The following is a 26527-nucleotide window of genomic DNA, read 5'->3' as shown; positions in this document are numbered from 1 at the left end:
AGGGGAAGATTTAAACTAATCTTCTTCTAATAATGCTTTTTTCACCGCTTGTAATTCGGCTATTTTTTCCTCATTTACCGATGGATATTCTAAATCAAGTTCGTCTAAAGCGGTGATAATGGCGGACGCAATGGCGATGCGAGCATATGATTTGTTGTCAGCTGGAATTACATACCAAGGTGATTTTTCGGTTGATGTATTTTTAATTAATTCTTCATAAGCGTGCATATAATCGTCCCAGTAACCACGCTCTTTGGCGTCGGCTGCACTAAATTTCCAGTTTTTATCAGGGTCGTCAACACGCTCTATAAACCGTTTCTTTTGTTCTTTTTTCGATACATTTAGAAAAAATTTAACAACAACGGTTCCATTTCTATTAAGGTATTTTTCGAAGTTACGGATGTCTTGAAAACGGTCTTCCCAAATGTCTTTGCTAATCAATTTTGGCGGCAATTTTTGATTCTTTAATATTTGTTCGTGAACCCGAACCACCAATACTTCTTCATAGTATGAGCGATTAAAAATTCCTATTCGTCCTCGTTCAGGCAAATGTTTTTGACAACGCCATAGATAATCGTGATCTAAATCTTCGGAGCTTGGAGCTTTAAACGAAGATACTTGACAGCCCTGTGGATTCACGCCTGACATTACGTGCTTTATCGCTCCGTCCTTGCCTGCGGCATCCATTGCTTGAAAAATAATTAACAGCGACCATTTATCTTGAGCATATAAAATATCTTGCATTGCGGCCAGAGCATCAACTCCTAGCTGCAAAGTTTCGTTGACTAGTTCTTTTCCGTCATCTCCTAAATGGAAACTCGCTTTAGTTTCATACTCTTCTAAACGAAAATCATCTCCTTTGCCAACACAATATTGTTTTGAGAAATTCTTAGCTCTTTTCACAAGTTCTTTTTTACTTAAGTTGCTTAAGTTTCTTGCGTTTTCTTCAAAATTGTTGCTCTTTGCCATAATTTAAAATTTTTAGTAAATGTAAAGTTAATTAAAATTGTTACTGACTGTTACTTTAAATTCCGAAATTAAAAGTGGAATAAGGCAAAATTTTGCGATTAAATAGCGGTAGATTATAATTAGTTATAGATAACTATTTTTATAATGTTAATATAGTCTAAATTTGTTATACAAAAAACACAAAAATGATACAAGCATTTCTTTGGGGCTTACTTGCAAATTCTTCTTTAATTATTGGCGGAATTATTGCGGTTCGATTCTCGTTGAGTCATAGAACTATTGGTATAGTTATGGGATTTGGTGCAGGCACACTGATTTCTGCCATTTCCTATGAGTTAATCTATGAAGCTGTTACAATGGGTAAAGGAACAGGCTTTCCCGCTTTTGGTCTTTTTGTTGGGGCCGCAACCTTCTTTTTCGCCGATAAAATTATTGGCAATTTTGGTGCAAGTAACCGAAACAAAGTGGGGGCTGCTAAAAGTGCAAGCATAGTGATTCCGATGGTTTTGGCTATTATTCTCGATGGAATTCCCGAATCTATTGTGATTGGATTAGGGCTTTTTGAAGGAGGGAAAGTCAGTTTAGCTATGCTGGTAGCTGTTTTTATCTCTAATCTTCCCGAGGCTATTGCTGGCTCCACTGGTATGAAAGAAGGAGGTTGGAGTAAGAAAAAAATACTATTGTTGTGGCTGTTCATTTCCTTGTTTTGTGCTTTTGCAACGGTAGCTGGATTTGAGCTATTTAGCGGAGCTTCAAAAGAATGGTTGTCATTTATTCAAGCTTTTGCAGGCGGAGCTATTCTTATGATGCTAGCCAATTCGATGATTCCTGAAGCCTACGAACACGGTGGTAAATTGGCTGGAGTTTTTACGGTGCTAGGTTTTTTTATTTCCGTAAGTATTGTCGTCTTCGAAAATATGCATTAATTCAAAATATTTTTTTGGTTAATTGTATTGATCAGCGATAGTAAGTGGATTTTTTTATTAAATTTACAACTTAATATATTACAAAAAAAAAATAAAATCATAGTAATAGTACTGTTAATAGATTACAAAATATAAAACAACAACATAATAAAAATGAAAATGAAGAAAACGTATTATTTATTGGTCATAGTATTAGTTTTTATGTTCTCATCTTGCAAGAAAGAAACTGGTCCACAGATGAAGCCATTAGAAATTGCAGTTGCTGAAGTTTTAGAACAAAATGTGAGGTTAGAATCGGAATTTTCTGGACAGACTTTCGGTCAATCTGATATTCAGATTAACACTAGAGTTGATGGAGTTATTGAAAGCCTTAATTTCACAGAAGGTAGTTTAGTAACTAAGGGTCAGGTACTTTACACTATTGACCCACTTCCTTTTCAAGCCAAATTGAGCCAAGCAGAAGGTTCATTGGCAGAGGTAGAAGCTAGATTAGCTAGAACTAAATCAGACTATGATATGATGGTTCCCTTAGCCAAAATAAATGCAGTGAGCCAAAGAGAACTAATAGCTGCAAAAGCAGCGTACAATGCTTCATTAGCTTCATTAAGTGCTTCTAAAGCAAGTGTGCAAAATGCAAGATTAGAATTGGGCTATTGTAGAGTCTTAGCGCCAATCAATGGATTAATTGGAATTTCAAAAGTGAGAGTAGGGGATTATGTTCGTCCTGGTGCAGCGTCATTATTAAATACGGTTTCTGACTTGGGAGATGTAAGAGTACGTTTTACAATGGGTGAGCAAGAATTTCTGCGAATTTATAGAGAATTTAACAAACCAGGCTCAAAACTAAAAGGCGCCGGAAAATCGGTATATTTAACTTTATCAGATGGATCCACTTACCCGCAAACGGGGACGGTTAGTTTTGCTGATAGACAAGTGGATCCTACTACCGGAGCAATTACTTTTGAAGCTTCATTTCCAAATTCAGATAAATTATTGCGTCCAGGACAGTATGTTAAGGTCAGAGTGGTCACTGATGTCCGTGATAATGCTATTATAATTCCGCAACGGGCTGTTATCGAGATGCAGGGGATTTATCAAGTATATGTTTTGGGTGATAGTAGCAAGGTAAAAATGCAAATTATTAAGCCAGGACCTACCTATAAAGATGGTTATGTAATTGAAGACGGTTTGAAATCGGGTGATAAAATTGCTTTGGGCGGTACTTCTTTGTTGAAAAACGGAAGTGTTATCACTCCAAAAATGACGCCTTGGCAGCCAGGAGAATCGCAAACTGCAACAATAAAATAATTTTAGAGAACTAGTATTATGGGAGAATTTTTCGTTCGAAGACCAATTGTTGCTATGGTTATTAGTATCATTACTGTGATATTAGGATTACTAGCTTTACAAAAAACACCAATTTCACAATATCCGGATATCAATCCACCGGTGGTAAAAATTACTACCAGTTTTACAGGAGCAAATGCTCTAAATGTAGAGCAAGCTGTTGCTACACCTATTGAACAAAAAGTGAATGGTGTTGAGAATATGCTGTACATGAAATCCATCAACACTTCTGACGGTGCTTGTACTATCGAGGTGACTTTTGATGTAGGAACCAACTTGGATAATGCCAATATGCTTACGCAAAACAGGCAGAATCAATCCTCGCCATTTATGCCATCCAGCGTAAAACAGCAGGGGGTAGTGGTAAAAAAGTCATTGTCTTTTCCGATGATGTTGATAACCATCACATCGGATAATCCAAAATACGACGCCAAATTTTTAAATAACTATGCGAGTATCAACGTTCTGGATCAATTATCGAGAATTAGTGGAGTTGGTGAAGTGTCTCTTTTTGGAGGAAGTGATTATGCCATGCGTGTTTGGTTGAAACCAGATGTAATGTCTAAGTTAGGAGTTACAGTCGAAGATGTCAAAAACGCTTTGAATGCCCAGAATATGATTAGTCCTGGTGGGAAATTTGGGTCTGAACCCGCGCCAATGGGAACCGATTTTACGTATGGAGTTACGCTTCAAGATCGTTTGGTTACAGAAAAACAATTTTCAAAAATTGTTGTTCGAAGTAAAGCAGATGGAGCACAAGTACTACTAAGTGACATTTCTCGCTTGGAATTAGGCACAGAAAATTACAGTTCGACTGCAAGAAGAAATAATGCACCAAGTGCGGTACTTGCTTTGTATCAAATGCCTGGAAGTAATGCTTTGGAAGTGTCTGATAAGGTGAAGAAAGCGATGCAGCAAGTTTCACAAAGATTTCCAGAAGGTATAAAATACCAAGAGTCACTCGATACTACTCTAGCGATTACCGCAGGAGTTGAAGATATAGTTCACACTTTGTTCGAAGCGATTTTATTGGTTATACTTGTTGTATTCATATTTTTACAGAACTGGCGTGCTACTATAATTCCATTGATTACGGTTCCTGTATCCTTGATAGGTACTATCGCTGTTTTTCCTTTATTAGGATTTTCAATCAATACGCTGTCGTTATTAGGATTGGTTTTGGCGATCGGAATTGTGGTCGATGATGCCATTGTAGTGGTCGAAGCCGTAATACACCATATCGAAAAAGGCAAAACGCCGCGAGAAGCGACAATACAGGCTATGAAAGAAGTTTCTGGACCTGTAATTGCGATTGCTTTGATTTTGTGTGCTGTTTTCATTCCAGTGGCAATGACACCAGGTATTACAGGTCGTTTTTATCAACAATTTGCGATTACCATCGCTGTATCGGTTGCTTTCTCCGCATTTAGCGCCTTGTCTTTGAGTCCTGCTCTTTGTGCAATGTTATTAAAACCTACTAAACCTATTGAAGAACAAACAGGATGGCTGGCCAGGTTCTTTGCTGGGTTCAATAGAATTTTCGAAAAAGTTACTGGTGGATATTTAAAAGGAGCTACTTTTTTTGCAAAAAAATCGATGCGAATTGTCGCTTTACTCGGAGTGATATTACTTGCCGTTGTTTTTCTTGGCAAAAAAATACCTTTAGGATTTATTCCAGAGGAAGATCAAGGATATGTCTTAGTCAATATTGTATTACCTCCAGCCTCATCTTTGCAGCGCACCGATGAAGTTTCAAAGAAAGTGGATAGCTTTTTAGCAGAGGAAGAATCTATTTTATCTTTTACCACAATCAACGGATATAGTGCTCTTACAAGTTCATTTCAGCCCAACAACGCCTTTATTTTCATTTCGTTAAAACCTTGGGAAGAAAGAACCGAAACGGCCAAACAATTGGTGGATAAATTAAATAAAAAACTGGCCACACAGATTACTACAGCCACAGCTTTTGCATTTGGTCCTCCTGCAATTCAAGGTCTAGGGGCATCTGCAGGATTTAGTTTGATGTTGCAAGATAGAGGAGGAAACTCGCCTCAGTATTTGGCACAACAAACTCAGGCCTTTATCGCCGCAGCTCAAAAACGACCAGAAATACAACGAATTTATACTACTTTCAATGCAGGTACTCCTCAAGTTAAATTAGAGATTGACAACGACAAAGCTATGAAATTAGGTGTTCCTGTTTCGAGAGTAACCGAAGCGTTGGGTGCATTTTTAGGAGGTACTTACGTAAATGATTTTAATCGTTTTGGTCGTCAATACAAAGTGTATTTGCAAGGTGAAGCCGTTAATAGAGTAAAGCCAGAAAACTTAAATCTGATTTATATAAAAAATAATAACGGAGATATGTTGCCTATTTCGACCTTGGTAACGGCCACAAAAGTAACTGGTCCCGATTTTACTAATCGTCTGAATTTATTCCGTGCCGCTGAGATTGGAGGAAGTCCTAGTGATGGCTACAGTAGTGCGCAAGCCTTAACAGCTTTGGAAGAAGTTGCCAAAGAAGTCTTGCCAGCAGATATGAGTTTTGATTATATTAACTTGTCTTATCAAGAAAAAAATTCACCAAGCGGAGGTACTGTGTTTTTGATGGCATTGATTTTTGTGTTTTTAATTCTTGCAGCACAATATGAAAGCTGGAAGTTGCCATTTAGTGTACTACTAGGCGCGCCTTTAGCGGTATTTGGAGCATTTTTAGGATTATTTTTAGCAAGATTCACCAGTGATGCTTACGTAAATAATGTTTTTGCACAGATTGGTTTGGTATTATTAATTGGATTAGTTGCTAAAAATGCTATTCTTATCGTTGAGTTTGCCAAAGAAGAACACGAAAAAGGAGTTCCACTTTATGAAGCAGCTATGACATCGGCTAAACTTCGTTTCCGACCGATATTAATGACTGCTTTCGCTTTTATTCTTGGAGTTGTACCATTATTAACAGCCACAGGCGCAGGGTCACAAGCTCGTATCGTAATGGGTATGGCTGTATTCGCAGGGATGTTGATTGCGACAGTGCTCGGGGTTCTTATAGTACCCGGTTTGTATGTGATGATTGAGAATATTGGAAAAAAGAAAGAAGAAGTTGTAACAACTGAAAATAATGTGGATTCAAAAACAACAGATCATGAATAGTAAAATTAAAATAGTTGTTGTCATTTTTATCCTTGCCGTTCTGCCAGTGGGCTGTTTGGTAGGCCCTAAATATAAAAAACCGGAAGATCAAAATGCAGCTAGTTTTCGAAATAGCTCTGCAAGTGTAGATACTTTAGCTTCAGTGGTGAACGTAAAATGGTTTGATCTTTTTAATGATGATGTTTTAAAAGGATTAATAAACACGGGATTGGCTAATAATTACGATATGAAAATTGCAATGGCGCGTATTGTTCGTACAAGAGCAGAATTAGGTTATACCAAAGCCGATTTGTTGCCAGCTATTGGTTACAGTGGATCAGTGAATAGCAATGATAAATCTTTCATGCCTAATACAGCTGCTGCTCAACTATCTTGGGAATTGGACTTTTGGGGTAAAATTCGTCACGAAAACAGAGCGGTTCAAAATGAATTGTTAGCAAGCGAAGAAGGTCGAAAAGTGATTCTTTCGAATCTTGTTAGCGATATTGCTGTGGCGTATTTTCAACTTCGTGATTTTGATAATCGATTGGTGATTACTCAAAAAACATTGAAATCCAGGGAAAAAGCATATGATATTATTAATGAAAGATTCAAGGCTGGCTATGTTTCTGAAGTGGATCTGATGCAAGTAGAACAACAAGTCGCTATTGCAGAAGCTACAATTCCAGCTATTAAAAGACAAATAACAAGTCTTGAAAACACTATATCTATTTTGCTTGGTCAAGCTCCAAAGTCAATCGAGCGCGGTAAAACGAGTGTGGAATTGCAAGTAGCGAATAACATACCGGTTTCGATACCATCGATATTGTTGCGTAATCGTCCTGACGTAAATCAAGCCGAAAGACTTTATATGGCATCCAATGAAAGAATAGGGGTAGCGCAAGCCATGCGTTTCCCTTCATTCAATATTGCTGCATTAGCGGGGTTTGCAAGTGGCTCTGTGAGCACATTATTTGACGGCTCGTCTTATTTACAAAATGCAAGCGCATCGGTAGCAGGACCAATTTTTAACTTTGGAAAAAATAAAAGAAGGGTTGAAATATACCGCCAAATTGCTGAAGAAGCTAGGCTTTCGTATCAAAAAACTTGTATTGTCGCTGTGGCAGAAGTAGAGCAATCATTGCAAAATGTAAGAACCTATAAAGACGAATGGACAGCAAGAAACCGACAAGTCATTGCCGCTAGAAAGAATTTAGAGTTATCAAATGCGAGGTATTATAATGGTTATATTTCCTATTTAGAAGTACTAGATGTCGAACGAGCTTTATTTGAAGCCGAATTAAGTCTGTCGGAATTAACACAAAGCCAATTGAGTTCAATGATTCAATTGTATAGAGCTTTAGGTGGTGGATGGAATTAGTTCCTACTCTAAATAATTTATTGAAACTCGTCAATTTTAGGCGAGTTTTTTTTGTGATAAAATCAAGATTGAAAGTTTACGAACAATTAAAAACAGAATATGACTGCCTGTTTCTTGTAACTATTTTGAAAATGGTACACAGATAAAACGGATTAAAACCGACCTGTCTGCCGACAGGCAGATAAAAAACAGATTTTTTTACTAATATCAGCAAAGCTATAAATTATCCCAAAAAAAACTATTTTTGAGGCAAATGGGGTTATAGGAAATTTTAGTTTGTGTGGATGATGTATTCAATAAGTGGACTCTAAATGAATTGCTTAGAAAGTAAAAGGGGCTATTCAGATTGTGATGAATAGCCCCTTTTGATTGAAATATATAGAGTGTCAACTTGCAAAGAGCAAGATGAGTAATTGGGCCACTAAAATTCGACTGATAGTCACCAACGGATAAACAGTAGCATACGATTGATTTGGAATATCTGAATCAAGGTATTTTGTACTAAATGCCAAGGCTGCTGGATCCGTGTACGAACCACTCATTATGCCAACCATTTGATAAAAACTAAGTTTGAATACAAATCTACTAATCAATACCAATAATGTTAATGGTATAAAAGTGATAAAGCAACCATAATAAATCCACATCCAGCCGTTATTTTCTACAAAACTATCAGCAAAACCGTGTCCGGCTTTGATACCAACTGCAGCAAAGAACAAACAGATACCAAAATCTTTCATAAAGTGAATAGCACCGTTATTGATATAAGAGTGAATGACTCCAACACCACCATATCTACTGATGAATAGGGCAGCCAAAAGTGGACCTGCAGCCATTCCTAACTTTAAAGGTACTGGTAGTGAAGGAATGAAAAAAGGAATAGAACCAATGATAACTCCAAAAATTAATCCACCAAAAAGAGAAAGAAAATCTGGTTCTAAAAGGATTTTTTTAGAATTTCCAACAATTTTTTCAACTTCAGCGATAGCTTGTCTATTTCCAAATACCATCAAGGTATCTCCATAAAACAACTCTAATGAAGGTTGGGCTAAAATCTCTAGACCAGAACGAATAACACGAGTAACTTTAACGTCATATTGATTGTATAAGTCCAATTGTGCTAACGTTTTGTGTGTTGCTGTTTTTTGTGTAACGCTGATAATCTTAGTTGTCAAATCATCTTCTGATTCAATAAATAAATCGGTTGAAACTTTACCAACACATTGAATAAAATTATCAATGTCTTTTTGTTTAGCAACTACCATCAAAACGTCTTTTTTATCAATAACAGCATCTAAAGAAGGTGAATAAACAACGGTTGTTCCACTATGCTTTTGTCTTGAGATAATGACATCTTCAATTTGAAACTGTTTCAGTACTTGTTTAATGGTTTTTCCAAAAACATCGGGATTTGTAACTCTACATTTTTGACGGACAATTTTATTTTCAGAGTCTTTGTTTTTCTCTTTAAGCATTTCCAAATCTTTCTTTAAATCAACTTTCAAAAAGCTTTTTGAAATAATGATAAGGAAGATTATCCCAAAAACCCCTACAGGGTAGGTAATGGCATAAGCAATTGCTGGGTCTGAAAAATGATCAGCAGGAAGGTTTAATTGTTTTTGAATTTCGATAAGAGTTGATTTGGCTGCTCCCAATCCTGGAGTATTAGTTACCGAACCAGACATTAGTCCAACTGCATTCTCAACTTTAATATTTGCCAACAAATGGATCAAATACGTTATAATTCCACCAAGAAACACAGTTCCAACCCCTAAGGCATTGAAAACTAAACCTTCTTTCTTGAAGGACGAAAAGAATGTTGGTCCTACCTGAATACCAATTCCGTAAACAAATAGAATCAAACCAAATTCACGAACAAATTGAAGTAATTCAGCATTCATTGTAAATCCCAAATGACCTAAAAATAAGCCAACAAACATTACTGCAGAAACACCTAAGGAAATATTCCCGAATTTAATTCTACCTACAAAAAAACCGACACTAATAGCTAAAAATAAAACAATTAAAGACTGTGCCATCTCCGGCTCATCAGTCGGAGTAAATAAAAAATGTAACCAATCGAACATAAATATTAATTTAAAATTTGAAACTCAGTTAATGCAAACTATTGCTTATTCGTTATTTCTCGCAAATAACTTTTTTATTATTACATTAAGGTCTTTCCCCTTAACAGAATACGATTTGAAAACAACCACTCGAAATACAACTCGTTTTTATGGTTTTGGTAATAGTGAGTGCTGTAAATCTATATTGTTTATAAACCTAAATATTAGGTAATAAAAACTTTACTTTTTTCCGTTTCAAAAGTACAAATTATTAAATTAGTAAATATGATATATATCATATAAACCCTTGTAAACCCTTTAAAACAAAGAAATCGTTTTCGTAGATAATATATTTTTATGATAATTATCAGTTTTTTTTATGACTGAATTTCGTAATTTTGAAAAAGAATTTAACGAATAAAACAAATAATAAAATTGAATTATGAAAAACATTAAGATTATTCAGGAGTTACATGATTTAGGAATTACAGGTTATCATGAAGTAGTTTACAATCCTTCATATGAGGAATTGTTCAAAGCAGAAGTGTCTAATAAAAGAAAAGGTTTTGAAAAAGGAGCGTTGACAGATACAGGATGTGTGGCCGTTAAAACAGGTATTTTTACAGGACGTTCTCCTAAGGACAGATATATTGTAAAAGATGATGTAAGTAAAGATACTATTTGCTGGGATAAAGAATCTGGAATTAGTACTCCTAACTATCCAACTACCAAAGCAGTTTGGGATGATTTGAAAGCACTTACTTTGGAACAGCTTTCTACTTCGCCAAAATTATATGTAGTAGATGCATTTTGTGGAACCAATGAAGATACAAGACTTAAAGTTCGTTTCGTGATGGAAGTGGCTTGGCAAGCTCACTTTGTAACCAATATGTTTATCAGACCTTCTATTTATGAATTGGAAAACTTTGGAAAACCTGATTTCGTAGTGATGAATGGTTCTAAAGCAAAAAATCCAAACTGGAAAGAACAAGGTTTAAATTCTGAAAACTTTGTATTGTTCAATCTAACTGAAAAAATTCAAATTATCGGTGGTACTTGGTACGGAGGAGAAATGAAAAAAGGTATGTTTGCAATGATGAACTATTACTTACCATTGAAAGGTATGGCTTCTATGCACTGTTCTGCTAACGTAGGTCCAGAAGGTGATGTTGCTGTTTTCTTTGGTCTTTCTGGAACAGGAAAAACTACTTTATCAGCAGATCCAAAAAGATATTTAATTGGAGATGATGAGCACGGATGGGATGACAATGGTGTATTCAACTACGAAGGTGGATGTTATGCAAAAGTTATCGACTTGAGCGAAAACAACGAACCAGATATTTGGAGAGCGATCAAAAGAGACGCGTTGTTAGAGAACGTAATTGTGGATGAGTACGGAGATATCGACTATTATGACCATTCAATCACTGAAAACTCAAGAGTATCTTACCCAATTTACCATATCAATAAAATTGTATTGCCATCAAAAGCAGGACACGCAAGCAAAATCATCTACCTTTCTGCCGATGCATTTGGTGTATTGCCTCCAGTTTCAATTCTTACTGAAGATCAAGCAGCATACCACTTCCTTTGTGGATATACATCTAAATTAGCCGGTACCGAAAGAGGAATCACCGCTCCAGAACCATCATTCTCTCCTGCATTTGGTGAAGCTTTCTTGACATTACACCCAACAATGTATTCTAAAACATTAATTGGTAAAATGAAAGAACACAAAGCTACTGCTTATCTTGTAAATACAGGATGGAACGGTACAGGAAAAAGAATTTCTTTGAAAAACACGAGAGCCATTATTGATGCTATCATCAACGGTGATATCAATAAAGCCGAAACTAAAACTATTCCTTTCTTGAATTTAACATTCCCAACCGCTTTGCCAAATGTAAGCGAAGGAATTTTAGACCCAAGAGATACCTATAAAAACGAAGGAGAATGGGATGAAAAAGCTAAAGATTTAGCTGGTCGTTACATTAAAAATTTTGAGCAATATACAGGTGACGCAGAAGGAAAACGTTTAGTTGCTGCTGGACCGTCTCTAGAGGCTGTTGAAGCATAATTCTTCGAATTACTATCTAAAACCACTTGTGTTATATAAAATGTATCGCAAGTGGTTTTTTTAACAATTTATTTGAGATAAGTTAAAATAAAAATTGCGTGGTTACAGATTTTTCTTTTATATTTGCATTCAATTAAAAGGATTACCAAATTAAAATTTATGTTATCAAATCAATTGCATCACCATCATTTTCATTATTGCTCTCAAGCGATGTGTTAATGGTATGTATGTAATCATCATATTTAAAAACCCGTTTGAGTACATCAAACGGGTTTTTTTATTGCCTAATTGTTGTGTTCAAACAAAATTGTAAAACAACAACCCTGCAGCATCTAAATTGTTAGGAATGCTGCAAAATTAAAAAACGAAAAAATGAGTATTTTAAAAATTGCAATTCAAAAATCTGGTCGTTTAAACGAAGACAGTATCCAAATTCTTAAAGATTGTGGGATATCTATCAACAATGGAAATGACCAACTCAAAGCAGAAGCCACGAACTTCCCTTTAGAAGTTTTGTATCTTAGAAATTCAGACATTCCTCAATATTTAATAGATGGAGTAGTCGATATAGCAATAGTTGGCGATAACCTTTTGGTTGAAAAAGGGAAAAACATTAAGGCAATTCAGAAATTAGGTTTTTCGAAATGTAAAGTTTCTGTGGCTGTTCCCAAAACCTTCGAATACAATTCCATCAAGGATTTAGAGGGGATGCGCATTGCCACTTCCTATCCGAACACTGTTATTGATTATTTTGCAAAATTCGGAATGACGGTCGATATTCACCAAATCTCTGGCTCGGTAGAAATTGCTCCCAACATTGGTCTTGCCGATGCTATAGTAGATATTGTTTCTAGCGGAAGCACGTTATTCAAAAATAATCTAAAAGAAGTAGAGGTGATTTTCAAAAGCGAAGCGGTTCTAGCTGTTTCTCCTAAAGTTACCCCTGAAGTGCAATCTATTATCGACACTCTTCAATTTCGTATAGAGTCCGTTTTAAGAGCTAGAAAATCAAAATACATCTTAATGAACGTTCCCAATAATAAAATTGAAGAAATTGGTAAAATTTTACCTGTTTTAAAAAGCCTTACCGTGATGCCGTTGGCAGAAGAAGGTTGGAGTAGTGTGCACTCGGTAATCGACAAAGACAGTTTTTGGGATGTTATTGACCAACTGAAAGAAGCTGGAGCCGAAGGGATCTTGGTTTGTCCAATTGAGAAAATGGTGCTTTAAAGTACGATTTACGAAGTTAGAAATACGAAGTATAAAAAATAAAAACACACAGATCCATAGAAAATAGAGTTAGATAGTCTATTCTAAGTATACGTAACTATGATTTTCTCTAATAAGTGAAACGACTTTTAAAATTAATACAAACTATGTTTTTCCTAGATGTGTAAAAAATATAAATTGAATTACACCTAACGGTTTAATAATAAAATAATGAACAAAATATTTAATCCAAAACCAGAAACTTGGTCTGAAATTCTTAAAAGACCAACACAAACGATTGACGATATTGAAGTTACTGTTAAAGAAATTTTCAAGGAAGTTCAAAAAAAAGGTGATGTTGCGGTTGCAAAATACACTTCACTTTTTGATGGTGCTAAATTTGAAAACATAGAAGTTTCTTCGTCAGAAATAGATCAAGCTATTGCTGCTATTTCCGAAGATTTAAAATCTGCTATTCAATTGGCAAAATCGAACATAGAAAAATTTCATTCCGCTCAAAAAACGGCTAAAATTGAAGTAGAAACGACCGAAGGAGTGTATTGCTGGCAAGAAAAAAGACCAATTCAAAAGATTGGTTTGTATATTCCAGGAGGAACCGCGCCTTTGTTTTCAACCGTTTTGATGCTGGCTGTTCCAGCCAATATTGCTGGTTGCAAAGAAATAGTTTTGTGTTCACCGCCAGATAAAAAAGGAAATATTAATCCTGCTATTTTATATGCCGCTCATTTATGTGGTGTGACCAAAATTTTGAAAGTGGGTGGAATCCAAGCCATTGCCGCAATGACTTTCGGTACAAAATCAATTCCAAAAGTGTACAAAATTTTTGGACCTGGAAACCAATTCGTGACTGTAGCCAAACAATTGGCAACCCAATTTGGAGTAGCAATCGATATGCCTGCTGGTCCTTCTGAATTGTTGATTGTAGCTGATGATTCGGCTGTTCCTGCTTTCATCGCTTCTGATTTATTATCACAAGCAGAACACGGAACCGACAGTCAGGTAATTTTGGTTTCAACTTCAAAAACATTGATTGATGAAGTAGAGAAAGAAATTCAATCTCAAATTGCGGATTTACCTCGAAAAGCCATCGCCGAAAAAGCCATCGCCAATTCGAAATTAATTTATGTGGAAAATGACAAAATTGCTTTGGAATTAATCGACGAATATGGCCCTGAACACTTTATCATTTGCAGTAAAAATGAAGATTATTTTGTGAATAATATCGGAAATGCAGGTTCGGTTTTTATCGGGAATAATACACCGGAAAGTGCGGGAGATTATGCTTCGGGAACGAATCATACTTTACCAACCAATGGGTATGCCAAGAATTACAGCGGCGTAAATCTAGATAGTTTTACCAAATCGATGACTTTCCAAAAAATATCTGAAAAAGGCATTCAAAATATTGGACAAGCCATTGAAATTATGGCCGAAGCCGAAGGATTGCACGCACACAAAAATGCAGTGACATTAAGATTAAAAGCGATTGAAGATGGAAAATAGTTTCGATATCAATAATTTAGTCCGGGAAAACGTCAAGTCGATGAAACCATATTCTTCGGCTCGTGACGAATTTGAGGATTTCGACATTGCCGATATGATTTTCTTGGATGCCAATGAAAATCCGTTTCAGAATGGCGTAAATCGCTATCCAGATCCGCAACAAAGCAATGTCAAAGCAGTTTTGGCGATGATTAAAGATGTATCTAGAAAACAAATTTTGCTAGGAAACGGAAGCGACGAAGTATTGGATTTGATTTTCAGGGCTTTTTGTGAGCCTAAAGTGGACAACATTATTTCTTTGCCACCAACCTACGGAATGTATGGTGTTTTGGCAAATATCAACGCCGTTGAAAACAGAGAAGTGTTGCTTTCAGAAGAATTTCAACCACAAGTGGAGAAAATTTTGGAAGCTGTAGACGAAAACACCAAAATTATCTTTTTATGTTCGCCAAATAATCCAACAGGAAATTCTTTTTCGGATGAAAGTGTGGTGAAATTGCTAGAAAATTTCAAAGGTTTGGTCGTGATTGACGAAGCTTATATTGACTTTTCGGACAAGGAAAGTTGGTTAGCAAAAATTGATGAATATCCAAATTTAATCATCACACAAACCCTTTCAAAAGCCTATGGTTTGGCAGGAATCCGATTGGGAATTTGCTATGGTTCTGCTGCAGTAATTTCGGTTTTAAACAAAATTAAACCGCCTTACAACGTGAACGAATTGACACAATTACGAGCATTGGAAAGATTGAGTGATCCTGAAATAATTAAATCTGAAATAAATTTAATTATTGCACAAAGAGAGGAATTACTTAAAGTATTGGTTGACGTGAAATTTGTCGAAAAAATCTATCCAACAGAAGCCAATTTTATCTTGATAAAAGTAGATGATGCCAATAAACGATACGATGAATTAATCGCTAAAGGAATTGTAATTCGAAACCGAACAACCCAACCTTTATGTGAAAATACTTTGCGTTTGACTATTGGAACAGAGATTGAGAATAAAAAATTGATGGAGGCCTTGCAAGCTTAATAATTGACTAGACCTAACAGGTTTTTAAAACCTGTTAGGTCTGAAAATAAAACAATAAATGAAAAAAATACTTTTTATAGACCGTGACGGAACGATGGTTTTAGAACCGAATGACTATCAATTGGATAGTTTCGAAAAATTGGAATTCTATCCAAAAGCCTTTCAATATTTAGGAAAAATTGCTTCCGAATTGGATTTCGAATTGGTAATGGTAACCAATCAAGATGGATTAGGGACGGATTCTCATCCAGAAGCTAACTTTTGGCCAGTGCATAATTTGGTAATGAAAGCTTTCGAAAATGAAGGCGTTGTTTTTAGCGAAGTTTTTATTGATAAAACCTTTCCGCACGAAAACGTGCCTACTCGCAAGCCAGGAACGGCTATGTTGACGAAATACATCAACAATCCGGAATATGATTTAGAAAATTCTTTTGTCATCGGAGACAGAATTACCGATGTCGAATTAGCCAAAAATCTAGGCTCAAAAGCCATTTTTATTGGCAATGACGAAGAATTGGGAAGTGATGAAATTGCTTCAAAAAGAGATGAATTGAATACTTGTATCGCATTGCAAACCATCGAATGGAAAGCTATTTACGAATTTTTGAAATTAGAGGCACGTTCCGCTTCAATAACCAGAAAAACACACGAAACGGATATTTATATTAAAGTAAATCTAGACGGAACAGGTAAAAGCAACATCGATACAGGAATAGCTTTTTTCGACCATATGCTCGACCAATTGGCTCGTCACGGTCAAATGGACTTGGATATCATTGTAAAAGGGGATTTAGAAGTCGATGAACACCATACTATCGAAGATACTGCGATAGCTTTAGGTGAGGTTTTTGCCAAAGCATTGGGAAATAAATTGGGGATTGAAAGATACGGTTTTTGTTTGCCGATGGATGATTGTTTAGCTCAAGTAGCGATTGATTTTGGAGGTAGAAACTGGTTGGTTTGGGAAACCGAATTCAAACGCGAAATGGTGGGTAAAATGCCAACAGAAATGTTTCTGCATTTCTTCAAGTCCTTTTCAGACGGTGCCAAAGCCAATATCAACATCAAAGCGGAAGGAGAAAATGAGCACCACAAAATCGAAGGTATTTTCAAGGCTTTCGCCAAAGCGATAAAAGTAGCTGTAAAACGCGATACAGAAAAAATGATTTTGCCAAGTACGAAAGGGATGTTGTAAAATTGTTTAAAGTTTCAGGTTTCAGGTTGCCTCACGGAACTTGAAACTTGAAACCTTAAACTTGAAACAAAAACAATGAAAATAGTAATCATAAATTACGGAGCAGGAAACATTCAAAGCATTATGTTTGCCATCGAAAGACTGGGATACAAAGCCGTTTTGAGCAACAATCCTGACGAAATAAAAGCAGCTGATAAAGTGATTTTCCCAGGAGTGGGAGAAGCAAGTTATGCGATGAAAATGCTTCAAGAAAGTGGTTTGGATACTTTGATTCCAACATTGAAACAGCCTGTTTTCGGGATTTGTTTGGGAATGCAGTTGATGTGTAACTACTCGGAAGAAGGTAATACTAATGGATTGGGAATTTTTGATGTGGATGTCGTGAAATTTTCTTCCAAAGTAAAAGTACCACAAATGGGCTGGAACAACATTTACAACTTGAAATCGGATTTGTTCAAAGGAATTGCAGAAAATGAATATATGTATTTAGTACACAGTTTTTATGCTCCTCTTTGTGCTGAAACCATTGCCACAACCAATTACGAACTGGAATATTCCTCGGCTTTGGAAAATGATAATTTCTTTGGAACCCAATTTCACCCCGAGAAAAGTGGCGATGTTGGAGAGCAAATCTTGGCTAATTTTATAAACCTTTAAGATTCAATGGCAATAACAATGGCAATAGCAATGGCAAAAATCAATGTCAATTGTAATATTAATTAATAAACGGAATGAGATTGCTTCGTTCCTCGCAATGACAAAAAAAATGAGAATAATACCTGCAATAGATATCATCGATGGAAAATGTGTTCGCTTATCAAAAGGCGATTACAATACCAAAATTATTTACAACGAAAATCCGTTGGAAGTGGCGAAATCATTCGAAGCTCACGGAATCGAATACCTGCATTTGGTGGACTTGGACGGAGCAAAATCCAGCAAAATTGTCAATTATAAAATATTGGAACAAATAGCTTCACAAACAAAACTGAAAATTGATTTTGGAGGAGGTTTAAAAGCTGATGCTGATTTGAAAATTGCTTTTGAAAGCGGTGCCAATCAAATTACAGGAGGAAGTATTGCTGTGAAAAACAGAGCTATTTTTGAAAAATGGATTGCCGAATATGGTTCTGATAAAATTATTTTGGGCGCTGATGCCAATAACGAAAAAGTAGCCGTTTCAGGATGGTTGGAAGATTCGAATGAAGATTTAGTTCCTTTTATCCAAGACTATCAAAATAAAGGAATTCAGTACGTTATTTGCACAGATATCGCCAAAGACGGAATGCTAGAAGGCCCAAGTTTTGATTTGTATAAAAAAATCATCAATCAATGTTCTGTCACTTCGAGCGCAGTCGAGAAGTTGGCGGAAGCCGAAGGAATCAAATTAATTGCTTCCGGAGGAATTTCTACTTTTGACGAATTACCTAAACTGGCTGAATTGGGTTGCGAAGGAACAATAATTGGTAAAGCGATTTATGAAGGAAGAATTTCGTTGAAACAATTGGAAAATTATATTTTAACAATGTAGAGACGTTGCAGTGCAACGTCTAACACCAAACAATTTAGAAGTTGCACTGCAACGTCTCTGCGGTGAAATAAAACAATAAAAATGTTAACAAAAAGAATTATCCCTTGCCTCGATATCAAAAACGGACGTACTGTCAAAGGCATCAATTTCGTAGATTTGCGAGATGCAGGCGATCCTGTGGAATTGGCGAAAATCTATTCGGATGAAGGTGCGGATGAATTGGTTTTCTTGGATATTTCGGCAACTGAAGAACGAAGAAGTACTTTAATTGATTTGGTTCGCAAAGTAGCGGCAACCATCAATATTCCGTTTACTGTTGGAGGTGGAATTTCATCTGTTTCGGATGTTGAAGCTTTGCTACAAAACGGAGCGGATAAGGTTTCTATTAACTCTTCAGCGGTCAAAAATCCACAGTTAATTAATGATTTGGCGCAAAAATTTGGCAGCCAATGTGTGGTTGTAGCAATTGATGCCAAACAAATCGACGGAGAATGGTTCGTACATTTAGTAGGAGGAAAGGTTCCCACAGAAATTAGATTGTTCGATTGGGCAAAAGAGGTGGAGCAGCGTGGAGCAGGAGAAATTCTTTTCACTTCGATGAATCACGACGGTACCAAAAATGGATTTGCCAACGAAGCTTTGGCAAAATTGTCTGAATTAGTAAATATTCCGATAATTGCTTCGGGTGGTGCGGGAAATATGCAGCATTTTGTCGATACCTTTGTCGAAGGAAAAGCAGATGCAGCATTAGCAGCAAGCGTATTTCATTTCAAAGAAATTGAAATCAAAGTACTGAAAAAAGAACTTAAAAAAAATAAAATTGAGGTACGAATTTAGAGGTACGAGATACGAAGTTTAAAAATCTAAACATCATCTTTACCACTTCTAATTTCTAACCTCTAACTTAAAAATTATGAACATAGATTTTTCAAAAAGCGCTCACGGATTAATTCCAGCGATAATTCAAGATAGCGAAACCAAAAGCGTTTTAATGCTCGGCTATATGAATGCGGAATCCTATCAGAAAACTTTGGATACGCAAAAAGTAACTTTTTACAGTCGTTCCAAACAGAGACTTTGGACTAAAGGCGAAGAAAGTGGTAACTTTTTAAATTTGGTAGACATCAAGAATGATTGTGATGGCGATACACTTTTGATACAAGTTAAACCAGAAGGACCAACTTGTCATACAGGTTTAGATACTTGTTGGCAAACACCTAATAAGCAAAATTTTGGATTCATTTCACAATTGGAAGATACCATAAAATCAAGACGTGAAAATGCCGATTCTCAAAAGAGTTATGTTGCTTCATTATTCGAAAAAGGAATCAATAAAATCGCTCAGAAAGTAGGTGAAGAAGCTGTTGAAGTAGTGATTGAAGCCAAAGACAACAACGACCATTTATTTTTGGACGAAAGTGCCGATTTACTTTTTCACTATTTGATTTTGCTGCAAGCCAAAGGATTTCAGTTGAATGATGTTGTCAATGTATTGAAAGGACGTCATAAGTAAAACATAAAAAAACAGATTTTATAAAATAACCCAATAGTGATAAAAATTGCTATTGGGCTTTATTTTTTTTTCAAATCACATTCCACTATATTTACCTTTTATTTAAAATGAAATTGCAAAAATGCAAATGATAGAATTGGAGAATACAACAATGAAGCAAAACCAAGTGAATAGTAAGAAAGGGCTCCAAATCCTTTTGGAAACTGATGAAGATGACACAAGGCCTGTTTATATTGCAGGAAATTTTAATAATTGGAAAACGCAAGACAAGAACTATATGATGGAGCAAATTGGTGCTAATTTGTACCAATTCAATTTTGCTATCGATTTTACTTTTCCTGATGAATTACTATATAAATTCACTAAGGGAGATTGGAGTGAGGTAGAAATTGGAAAAAATAGTGAAATCACCTCCAATCGTTCGACAGCTATTAGATCAGGAAAAGTTAGAGAATATGTTCCTAAATGGAGAAAAAACTGGTTGCCCTTCAAAATCGATTATTTGCCAAAAGTCCATTTGATTTCTGATGAATTCGAGATTCCACAATTGAATAAAACGAGGAAAATTTGGGCTTTGCTTCCACACGATTATGATACGTCTAACGAGAGTTACCCTGTAATGTATTTACAGGATGCTCAGAATTTATTCAATGAAGAAGCTAAATATGGCAATTGGGAAATTGACAAAAAGCTGGCTGTAATGGCGGAATACAAAATTGGGAAAATTATAATAATTGCCATAGAACACGCCGAAGAAGATAGAATAAAAGAGTACAATGTTGGAAAAACTGTTTTGGGAAAAGGACAAGGGAAGAAGTACATAAAATTTATGACAGAAACCTTAAAACCTTTTGTAGATGCTAATTTTAGAACGAAACAAGAGCGCGAACATACCGGAATAGGAGGAAGCTCCATGGGTGGTTTGATAAGTGTTTTTTCCGGATTAATGTATCCTGAAATTTATGGGAAATTGATGATTTTTTCACCTTCACTTTGGGTTGTACCAAAGCTTACTATCGATTCGGAAAATCAATATACAGAAAATACCAAGATATATTTATATGCTGGTGGAGATGAAAGTGACACGATGATTGAACATGTTAGAAGTTTTAAGAAAAATATGATTGCCAGTGAATTTGTAAAAGACAAAATGAAAATTAATTTGAGTATCAATATGGAAGGAACACATAGCGAAAGGTATTGGAGCGACGAGTTCCCAAAGGCAATTGAATGGCTTTTCTTCAATTCAAAAGAAAATTAGAGTATGCAAACAAACACATTAAAAAACCTTGAGGGGTTTTCTGGAACATTATTAATTCCAGTTTTTGAAACCTATGCAAAAAGTTTGGTTCCGATAGAATTTCACGGAGTTTCGGTTCCATCAAAAGTGTTCTATGGCAAAAAAGACACACATTACATTGTAGAGAAATACGATTCCCTTCATATTTTTATTGGCTTAGGTAAGGAAATCGATTATAAATCTTTGAAAACTATTTTTCGAAGAATTGCAAGCAAACAAAGGGAATCTTTTGGCTCGAATGTAGCATTGGTTTTACCAGAGCAATTTACAGCAGAGCAGACTGAAGCGGCTATTTCAGGGCTGTATTTAGGAACTTACGATTTAGGACATTTCAAAAAAAGCGATAGTCACCCGTTTTTAAGCGACGATTTTGTACTGTCTATTTTGTCTAAAAAAGTGGCAGCCGAATCCGTTTCTAAAGCTATAAAAATTGCAACAGCCCAAATTGCCACTTTAAATTTAGTCGATTTGCCACCCAATGTCGTGACTCCAAAATACTTAGCCAATTGGGCTGATGAGAGCGGGAAAAAATATGGCTTTCAGGTAGAAACTTTAGGTTTTGAAGCTGCTGCAAAAGCAGGTCTAGGTGCTTTTTTATCGGTTGGAAAAGGTAGTGAAAACGAACCGCAGTTTGTCATCATGAATTATGTTCCTGAAAATGCAAATTCTAAAACTAAACACATAGGCTTAGTGGGTAAAGGAATCACCTTTGATACGGGAGGATTGAACATTAAAACGGCAGGAATGGTTCATATGAAATGCGATATGGCTGGTGGAGCCGCGGTTTTTGGAGCGATGCAATTGATTGCTGATTTAAAATTGCCTGTAAAAGTAACAGCAATAGTGCCCTGTGCTGAAAATTCAGTCGATGCTAAGTCTTTTTTACCAAGTGATGTTATTCATTCTTACAGCGGAGCGTCAATAGAAATTATAGATACTGATGCCGAAGGAAGATTAGTCTTGGCAGATGGATTATCCTATTTAATCAAAAATTTCAAACCTGAATTTATTATAGATATAGCCACACTAACCGGCAGTAGCGTGGGAACTTTTGGTTATGAATGTGGAGCATTGTTTACCAATAACGAAACCATTTCGAAGAAATTACAGCAATCTGGTGATGAAGTTGGAGAACGACTTTGGCCATTGCCACTTTGGGATTCTTATAAATCTGATATCGAAAGTGACATTGCCGATGTGAAAAATTATAGTGGTAAGCCTGTCGCTGGGGCGATTTCGGCAGCGAAATTCCTGGAATATTTTACAGAGAATCACAAAGCTTGGGCGCATCTTGATATTGCTGGAGTTGCGTTTGGTGACGATGAATTTGCAAAAAGCAAACATGCCACCGCATTTGGTGTTCATTTATTAACTAAATTTATTGAAAATTTAGCTATCTAAACGAGTCTTACGATTTATTTTCCAATTTTAAAAACACTATTATGGCAAACACAAAAACCTTCGTCTGCATTTCAAATTATTTTAAAGGGGCTGATTTTTTAATTCAGTTAAAAAAGTTGGGAAACAAAGTGTATCTGATTACTAGCGAAAAACTCAGGGATGAACCTTGGCCTTTTGATCATGTTGATGAAGTTTTCTATATGTCTGGTCAGGACACAGATTGGAATTTAGAGCATCTTTTGCTTGGTGTTGGCAATTTGATGAAAGCTAATAAAATTGATGCTATCATAGCATTAGATGATTTTGATGTGGAAAAAGCAACTTACCTACGCGAAAATATTCGGATTGATGGCATGGGACAAACCACGGGTCGTTATTTTAGAGATAAATTGGCGATGCGTATGCGAGCCAAGAGTTGCGGAATTTCGAATCCTAATTTTTGCTCTTTATTCAATGATCACGATATCAATGCTTTTGCCGATACTATTCCGGCTCCTTGGGTTTTGAAACCACGGTCTGAAGCTTCTGCTTCTGGAATTATCAAGGTTTATGACAAGGAAAGTTTGTGGATTCACATCAACGAAATGGGGAATAACAGATTTAAATATTTATTAGAACAATTCCGTCTTGGCGATGTCTATCATTGCGATAGTTTGGTTTTGAATGGCAAAATTCTGTTCAGCATTACATCGAAATACTTGACTACTCCAATGGAAATTTCGCAAGGCGGTGGAATTTTTCGTTCAGCCACTATTCCGTATGATTCTGATGATGACAAAGCCATAAAAGTGGTCAACGAGCAGGTTTTTAAAGGATTTGGATTAAAAAATGGGGTAGCGCATTCCGAATACATCAAATGTAAAGACAATGATAAAATCTATTTTCTAGAGACTTCATCCCGAGTTGGTGGCGCTCATATTGCAGAGATGGTCGCCGAGGCGTCCAACATTAATCTTTGGAAAGAATGGGCTGCTATCGAAGATGCTTTGGCGAAAGAAACCAAATACACTTTGCCAAAAATAAAAAAAGGGTATGCCGGAATTGTATTGACTTTGTCAAAGTTTCAACATCCTGATTTGTCTTCGTTTTCAGATCCCGAAGTTTGCTTTAGAGTTCCCTTGGATTATCATGCTGGATTGATTGTTAAATCAGATTCTAGTGAACGTATTTTGGAATTATTAGACGACTATGCTGATCGTTTGGTTAAAGATTTTGCCACAGTTGTGGAGCAAAAAAAGTAGATAAGCTGCATTAAGTGTCTTTTAAAAAATCCAAAAATTGCGGTTAATTAAGGAAATTAAAGACTTAAAATTCAAAAAAAGCATTAAACAGAAAACAAATTAGCGAATTCTCTATAGTAAGAACAATTCAATTTTTATTCATTTTTTTAACACTGGTTTCAACATGATTTATTGTAAAAGTGGTCTTCGATTATTGTTAGTTTGTGCCTTTTTTTATCAGTTTTCATTTGCTCAACAAAAAGCATTTACTTTCGCACATATTACCGATACTCATATTGGTGGTGACAATGCAGATATAGATTTACGACGTACTGTAGATGACATCAATGCCAATCCTGATATTGAATTTGTAATTCATACTGGCGATGTAACTGAGTTTGGTTCTGATGAAGAATTGTACTTGGCCAAACAAATTTTAGATAAATTAACCAAACCCTATTACATTGTTCCCGGGAATCATGATTCGAAATGGTCGGAAAGTGGTTGTAATACATTTGTAAAAGTTTTTGGTAGCGAATGTTTTAGTGTCGAAAAAAATGGATTTTTGTTTGTTGGCCTAGCCTCAGGACCCAATATGCGAATGTCTCCAGGTCAGATTCCACGAGAACACATACAGTTTTTGAAAAGTGTATTAGAGAAAAACAAGAAAAAACAACTACCCATAATTTCAGTCAATCATTATCCTCTAGACTCGGGATTAAATAATTGGTACGAGGCAGTCGATTTGTTAAAAACACAAAATGTTCAAGCGCATTTGATGGGTCATGGTCACGCCAATAAAATGTATAATTTTGAAGGTATTCCTGGCGCGATGAGTCGCTCGAATTTGCGTTTTGATAAAAACAAGGTTATTCTTGAACAAGCAGCAGCTTATAATATTGTTCGTTTTGAAAATAGTAAATTTATCTACAACGAGCGGCGTTCTGGAATCGAAACACTACCGTCTTGGGGGACAGTTGTTTTGGAGAATCATTATTTTTCAAGAGATACATCACGCTACAAACGACCCGATTTTAGCGGAAACGCAACCTGTCCTTCAATAAAAGTGGATTGGGAAGTACAGTTCAAATCAGATATAGGATCTGGTGTCGCTGTTCAGGGTACTACAGGCATAGTAACAACTACCAAAGGCGAGATTATTGCGATAGACATTCCAACAGGAAAGCAGTTGTGGCTTTATAGAACCAAAGGCAAAATATTTTCTACAGCAGCTATTAAAAACGACATTGTAATTGTTGGCAGCACGGATAATTCTGTTTACGGATTGAGTTTAACTAAGGGGAAAAAAATATGGCAATTCACTGCTTCGAAATCTGTTTTAAGTAGTCCGTCAATTGATGGAGAAAGTGTTTTTATTGGAGCATCTGATGGAATTTTTAGGGCTTTGAATTATAAAAATGGTAATTTGCTATGGGAGTTCAAAGGCGTTAATAATTTTGTAGAATGCAAACCACTGGTGTATCTGGATAACATATTTTTTGGTTCGTGGGGAAATAGTTTTTATGCTCTTAATAAAAATACGGGAGCGTTGCAATGGAAATCTGTAAAAGGAGCTAGTAGAATGTTATCACCAGCAGCTGTATATCCAGTGGGCGCATTTGGAAAAGTGTTTATTGTAGCACCAGATAGATATATGACCGCATTTGATGCTTTGACTGGTAAAGAAATGTATTACTCAAACGCGGTGAGTTGTCGAGAATCAATTGGCATATCTGATGATAAAAATATAGTGTACATAAAAACTATGACTGAAGGTGATTTAGTTGCCATCGATGCGAATAGTAATAGCCAAAAGATATTGTGGCGTGTAAAAACAAATTTGGGCTACGAAATTGCTCCATCGCCAATTGTAGAATCAGGTAATTTGATTTTTATTCCAGGACAAAGTGGCCTTGTTTGTGCAGTAAATAAAGTTTCAAAAGCAGTCGAATGGACTTTTAAAGTATCGAATACATTAGTAAATGCAATAACGCCAGTTGATAACAATAAAATTATTGTGAGCACTATGGATGGTAAAGTAGTATGCCTTAACTTTCTAAATGATTCTAAAAATTGAATATCGGAAGAATTATGATTGGTATTAAAAATTGATTGTATGAACAAAAATCTAAGCGTTATTTTTATTGCATTTCTTATTTCAAGTGCTACAAATGCACAAGGACTTCTGGGTAAATCGGATGTAGTATTCACGCATCAAGATTCTTTAAGAGGAAGCATTACGAAAGAAAGAGCTTGGTGGGACTTGAAATATTATCATCTAGACATCAAAGTAAATCCCGCCGATAAGACGATTTCAGGCTCTAATACAATTCGCTACAAAGTTTTGAATTCCTATAACCGGATGCAAATTGATCTTCAAGAACCCTTAAAAATTTCTAAAGTTACGCAAGATGGTAAAGAATTAAAATATCAAAGAGACGGCAATGTCTTTTATTTTGATTTGGTTGCGCCACAAAATGTTAATGAAATAAAAGAACTTACGGTTTTTTATGACGGAAAACCTAAAATTGCAGTGAATCCACCTTGGGATGGAGGAATAACTTGGAGTAAAGACAAGAATGGCAAGCCATTTATCGCTTCGAGTTGTCAAGGATTGGGAGCTAGTGTTTGGTGGCCCAACAAAGACCATATGTACGACGAGGTCGATGATATGCTCATCAGCGTAAATGTCCCCAAGAATTT

At 35.9% G+C, this 26527-nt stretch carries 19 protein-coding genes and 1 pseudogene; 18 read left to right on the top strand and 2 right to left on the bottom strand.

The genetic code is table 11. The features are described 5' to 3' along the window. Positions 1–15: 15 nt before the first annotated feature. Positions 16–969, bottom strand: coding sequence for a polyphosphate kinase 2 family protein (locus ACIQ1E_RS06620; protein ID WP_396169833.1), 954 nt, complete (start codon positions 967–969; stop codon positions 16–18). Positions 970–1154: 185 nt separating this feature from the next. On the opposite strand from ACIQ1E_RS06620, the gene ACIQ1E_RS06615 reads away from it, so the two are divergent. From ACIQ1E_RS06615 to ACIQ1E_RS06600, 4 genes are all read left to right on the top strand, one after another. Beyond that, the gene (locus ACIQ1E_RS06615; RefSeq protein ID WP_396169830.1) at positions 1155–1895 is read left to right on the top strand and encodes a ZIP family metal transporter; all 741 of its coding nucleotides are present in this window, start codon (positions 1155–1157) and stop codon (positions 1893–1895) included. 153 nt (positions 1896–2048) lie between these two features. Further along, on the top strand, positions 2049–3203 hold the full coding sequence (locus ACIQ1E_RS06610) for an efflux RND transporter periplasmic adaptor subunit (RefSeq protein WP_396169828.1): 1155 nt from the start codon (positions 2049–2051) through the stop codon (positions 3201–3203). 18 nt (positions 3204–3221) lie between these two features. Further along, positions 3222–6392 carry an efflux RND transporter permease subunit gene (locus ACIQ1E_RS06605; protein ID WP_396169826.1) on the top strand — a complete coding sequence of 1057 codons (3171 nt, stop codon included), beginning with the start codon at positions 3222–3224 and terminating at the stop codon, positions 6390–6392. Continuing rightward, positions 6385–7752, top strand: coding sequence for an efflux transporter outer membrane subunit (locus ACIQ1E_RS06600; protein ID WP_396169824.1), 1368 nt, complete (start codon positions 6385–6387; stop codon positions 7750–7752). Before ACIQ1E_RS06605 ends, ACIQ1E_RS06600 begins: the two co-directional genes overlap by 8 nt. Before the next feature lie 386 nt (positions 7753–8138). Here the strand turns inward: ACIQ1E_RS06600 and ACIQ1E_RS06595 are convergent, their stop codons facing one another. Further along, positions 8139–9839, bottom strand: a complete 1701-nt coding sequence (locus ACIQ1E_RS06595) for a putative transporter (protein WP_396169822.1) — start codon at positions 9837–9839, stop codon at positions 8139–8141. A 421-nt stretch (positions 9840–10260) separates the two neighbouring features. Between ACIQ1E_RS06595 and pckA the strand changes: the two genes are divergently transcribed. From pckA to ACIQ1E_RS06525, 14 genes and pseudogenes are all read left to right on the top strand, one after another. Continuing rightward, a complete protein-coding gene (gene pckA, locus ACIQ1E_RS06590) occupies positions 10261–11895 on the top strand; it encodes a phosphoenolpyruvate carboxykinase (ATP) (RefSeq protein WP_396169821.1) in 1635 nt (544 codons plus the stop codon). 372 nt (positions 11896–12267) lie between these two features. Further along, positions 12268–13125, top strand: coding sequence for an ATP phosphoribosyltransferase (gene hisG / locus ACIQ1E_RS06585; protein ID WP_396169819.1), 858 nt, complete (start codon positions 12268–12270; stop codon positions 13123–13125). Positions 13126–13335: 210 nt separating this feature from the next. Continuing rightward, a complete protein-coding gene (hisD, locus tag ACIQ1E_RS06580) occupies positions 13336–14628 on the top strand; it encodes a histidinol dehydrogenase (protein ID WP_396169817.1) in 1293 nt (430 codons plus the stop codon). Continuing rightward, the gene (gene hisC / locus ACIQ1E_RS06575) at positions 14618–15664 is read left to right on the top strand and encodes a histidinol-phosphate transaminase (RefSeq protein ID WP_396169815.1); all 1047 of its coding nucleotides are present in this window, start codon (positions 14618–14620) and stop codon (positions 15662–15664) included. Before hisD ends, hisC begins: the two co-directional genes overlap by 11 nt. Positions 15665–15722: 58 nt before the next feature. Next, positions 15723–16859, top strand: coding sequence for a bifunctional histidinol-phosphatase/imidazoleglycerol-phosphate dehydratase HisB (gene hisB / locus ACIQ1E_RS06570; RefSeq protein WP_396169813.1), 1137 nt, complete (start codon positions 15723–15725; stop codon positions 16857–16859). Positions 16860–16934: 75 nt separating this feature from the next. Next, complete coding sequence (gene hisH / locus ACIQ1E_RS06565) at positions 16935–17516, top strand: imidazole glycerol phosphate synthase subunit HisH (RefSeq protein WP_396169812.1); 582 nt, start codon at positions 16935–16937, stop codon at positions 17514–17516. A 109-nt stretch (positions 17517–17625) separates the two neighbouring features. Continuing rightward, positions 17626–18390 (top strand): 1-(5-phosphoribosyl)-5-[(5-phosphoribosylamino)methylideneamino]imidazole-4-carboxamide isomerase, encoded by a 765-nt coding sequence (gene hisA, locus ACIQ1E_RS06560; protein ID WP_396169810.1) that lies wholly within the window; start codon positions 17626–17628, stop codon positions 18388–18390. An 81-nt stretch (positions 18391–18471) separates the two neighbouring features. Continuing rightward, on the top strand, positions 18472–19227 hold the full coding sequence (gene hisF, locus ACIQ1E_RS06555; RefSeq protein ID WP_396169808.1) for an imidazole glycerol phosphate synthase subunit HisF: 756 nt from the start codon (positions 18472–18474) through the stop codon (positions 19225–19227). A gap of 76 nt (positions 19228–19303) precedes the next feature. Continuing rightward, a complete protein-coding gene (hisIE, locus tag ACIQ1E_RS06550) occupies positions 19304–19903 on the top strand; it encodes a bifunctional phosphoribosyl-AMP cyclohydrolase/phosphoribosyl-ATP diphosphatase HisIE (RefSeq protein ID WP_396169806.1) in 600 nt (199 codons plus the stop codon). 121 nt (positions 19904–20024) lie between these two features. After that, complete coding sequence (locus ACIQ1E_RS06545) at positions 20025–21164, top strand: alpha/beta hydrolase (RefSeq protein WP_396169805.1); 1140 nt, start codon at positions 20025–20027, stop codon at positions 21162–21164. Between the two features lie 3 nt (positions 21165–21167). Then, positions 21168–22604 carry a leucyl aminopeptidase family protein gene (locus ACIQ1E_RS06540; protein WP_396169803.1) on the top strand — a complete coding sequence of 479 codons (1437 nt, stop codon included), beginning with the start codon at positions 21168–21170 and terminating at the stop codon, positions 22602–22604. A 41-nt stretch (positions 22605–22645) separates the two neighbouring features. Then, positions 22646–23845: an acetyl-CoA carboxylase biotin carboxylase subunit family protein gene (locus ACIQ1E_RS06535; protein ID WP_396169801.1), complete on the top strand. Its 1200-nt coding sequence runs from the start codon at positions 22646–22648 to the stop codon at positions 23843–23845. A gap of 163 nt (positions 23846–24008) precedes the next feature. Further along, positions 24009–25901: a PQQ-binding-like beta-propeller repeat protein gene (locus ACIQ1E_RS06530; RefSeq protein ID WP_396169799.1), complete on the top strand. Its 1893-nt coding sequence runs from the start codon at positions 24009–24011 to the stop codon at positions 25899–25901. Positions 25902–25940: 39 nt separating this feature from the next. Further along, positions 25941–26527: pseudogene (locus tag ACIQ1E_RS06525) on the top strand (M1 family peptidase); the annotation flags it as partial.

Source organism: Flavobacterium sp., from assembly GCF_044348915.1.
Lineage (GTDB): Bacteria > Bacteroidota > Bacteroidia > Flavobacteriales > Flavobacteriaceae > Flavobacterium.
The sequence above is the reverse complement of the archived record's forward strand: the minus strand, read 5'-3'. Positions and strand labels throughout refer to the sequence as shown.